This window comes from Pseudomonas sp. R62 (assembly GCF_000257605.1).
Lineage (GTDB): Bacteria > Pseudomonadota > Gammaproteobacteria > Pseudomonadales > Pseudomonadaceae > Aquipseudomonas > Aquipseudomonas atacamensis.
The window spans coordinates 137,474-140,176 of record NZ_JH635998.1 but is presented as its reverse complement, the minus strand read 5'-3'; the positions used below and the strand labels follow the sequence as shown (position 1 = coordinate 140,176).

Here is a 2,703-nt window from a genome sequence, read left to right as displayed (position 1 = left end):
AATGCTGCGATCGGCGCTGTTCTCGCCATCGAGCGTGGCCTGAATTTGTTCGAGGCGAGCATTGAGGACTTCGTCACTGGTGGGGCTTGGCTGGCCGCGCAGGCCCAGTTCCGAGGAAATGGTCAGCAGCGGGCAGCCTTCGTGGGGCGAGGTCTGATGCCACTCCGACAGGTAGGTATCGATAAAGACTTGCAGCGGGTTTTCCTGCGCGAAGATTTCTTCGCACAGGCCCGCGACTTGCTCGCCGGCCTCTTGCAGGGCTTTTTCGACCAGTTCTTCCTTGGATTTGAAGTGCGAGTAGAAACCGCCATGGGTCAAGCCCAGGGCTTTCATCAAAGGCTGCAGGCCGGTGGCGCCGATACCGTCCTTGCGAAATCGGGCGGAAGCTTCCTTGATGATGCGTTGATGGGTCTGGGCTTTGTGATCTGGCGAGTAACGCATGTGGAGCTCTCCGCGACGATGCTGCCATCTTAACCACGGAAGATTAAATGGTGACTGTACTTCTAAAATCTAAACAGCCTGCGGGTAAGTCCGATCGTGCTGAAAAAACCAACCCCGCCATTGCGGCGGGGCTCGTATCAGCGGTCTTGTGCATCCTTGGCATCCGCTTCGGCATTGCGCTGTGCGACGCGCTTGCGTTCTTCATCGGTCAGTTCGACCTTGTTGGCGGTGTCGCGCAACATCATCAATCCGCCAACAATCGAGCCGATCGCAACGACCAGAATCAACCAGGCATACCAGGGCATAACGGCTCTCCTTAATGGCAGCTCGACGGGCGAGGACTTCGCCGTGCGATGCTGCATACCACCTTTGAGCGAAACGACTTCGCGGTGGTTCCATTCTAGGCCGCTTATGCCCGGTACACCTGAACCGTGTTACAGACCGGTCAACATCGCATCCGCCGGCGCATCGGCACGCAGTTGCCCGGTCAGCATGAAGTAGCAGAACCCGACCGCCATGAAGCCGAGGAAAATCAGCCCGATCAGCGTGTTGAACCACGCCATCGCCACCAGGCAAACCACCGCCAGTACCAGCGCGATCAGCGGAACCAGCGGATAGCACGGCGCGCGGAAAGTACGCTCCAGATTCGGTTCCGATTTACGCAGTTTGAACAGGCTGAGCATGCTCATGATGTACATCACGATCGCGCCGAACACGGCCATGGTGATCATCGCTGCGGTGAGTGTCATGCCGCCGAGGTTTATCAGGCCGTCGCTGTAGATCGCCGCGATGCCGATAAGGCCGCCAGCGATGATTGCGCGGTGCGGGGTCTGGAAGCGCGACAGTTTTGCCAATGAGGCAGGCAGGTAACCGGCGCGGGCGAGGGCGAAGAATTGGCGTGAGTAGCCGAGGATGATGCCGTGGAAACTGGCGACCAGGCCGAACAGGCCGATCCACACCAGCATGTGCAGCCAGCCGGAGTTGTCACCAACCACGGTTTTCATCGCCTGCGGCAGTGGGTCGTTGATGTTGGATAAGGTGCGCCAGTCGCCGACGCCGCCGGCGAAGAACATCACACCCATGGCCAACAGCACCAGCGTCAGGATGCCGCTGATGTAGGCTTTCGGGATCGTGCGTTTCGGGTCCTTGGCTTCTTCGGCGGCCATGGCGGCGCCTTCGATGGCGAGGAAGAACCAGATCGCGAAGGGAATCGCCGCGAACATCCCGGCAATTGCCGGCGCGCCGAAGACGTCGGAACCGGCCCAGCCATTCAGGGCAAAGTTGCTGAAGCTGAACGCCGGTGCGACCACGCCCATGAACACCAGCAACTCAGCCACCGCCAGCACGCAGACGATCAGCTCGAACGTCGCGGCCAGTTTCACTCCGAGAATGTTCAGGCCCATGAACACGATGTACGCGCCAACCGCCGCGTGTTTCGGGTCCAGCGCCGGAAATTGCACATTCAGATAAGCGCCAATCGCCAGGGCAATCGCCGGCGGCGCAAAGACAAACTCGATCAGTGTGGCCAGTCCGGCGATCAATCCGCCTTTTTCGCCAAACGCGCGGCGGCTATAGGCAAACGGCCCGCCGGCATGGGGAATCGCGGTGGTCAGTTCGGTAAAGCTGAAGATGAAGCAGGTGTACATGGTCGCGACCATGAATGAGGTCACCAGAAAACCCAGCGTACCGGCCACGCCCCAGCCGTAACTCCAGCCGAAATATTCCCCGGAAATCACCAGCCCTACGGCAATGCCCCACAGGTGCAGCGTGCCCAGCGTGGGTTTGAGTTGTGTGTTCATGCGCTTGCTCCCGCAATGGTTGGAAAGCTCGGGGGAGGGCGTGTGCAGTGGGCGTGCCATCACCGTGAAACAAGTCGTAATGAGTTCAAAGCTGTCGCAGCGGGGATGTTCGCAGCTGGATGAGCGTTTTTTGTGCGCCAGTTAGGAGCAGCGGAGTCTGTTATGCCGCCTTCGCGGGCAAGCCCGCTCCCACAGGGTTCTGCGTCGTCCGCTGAATTTGATTCCAGCGCATAACCTGTGGGAGTCGGGCTTGCCCGCGATGAGGTCCGACCTGACGCTGCAAAAACCTGCTGTAACGCCGGCATAAACCCACTCTTTACGCTTTCTTTATGACCCACGCCGGCCCTCGCTCTCGTTCCTTTACAGCCTCCTTCCCGACAATCGCTGCACACACGGCAATACGCCGTTACACGGAGATCTTCCATGAGCGTTCTGGACGGGGTGTCACTGCTGTTGGCAGTGG

Annotated in this window: 3 protein-coding genes; all 3 read right to left on the bottom strand. The window is 59.5% G+C overall.

Annotation, left to right across the window (positions count from 1 at the left end):
- The coding region (locus OQK_RS02130; protein ID WP_038860439.1) for a TetR/AcrR family transcriptional regulator at nt 1–441 on the bottom strand (441 nt) is incomplete at its 3' end.
- Between the two features lie 137 nt (nt 442–578).
- On the bottom strand, nt 579–746 hold the full coding sequence (locus OQK_RS28995) for a DUF2897 family protein (protein ID WP_016770901.1): 168 nt from the start codon (nt 744–746) through the stop codon (nt 579–581).
- A gap of 129 nt (nt 747–875) precedes the next feature.
- A complete protein-coding gene (eat, locus tag OQK_RS02125; protein ID WP_016770900.1) occupies nt 876–2,240 on the bottom strand; it encodes an ethanolamine permease in 1,365 nt (454 codons plus the stop codon).
- Between the last annotated feature and the right edge of the window lie 463 nt (nt 2,241–2,703).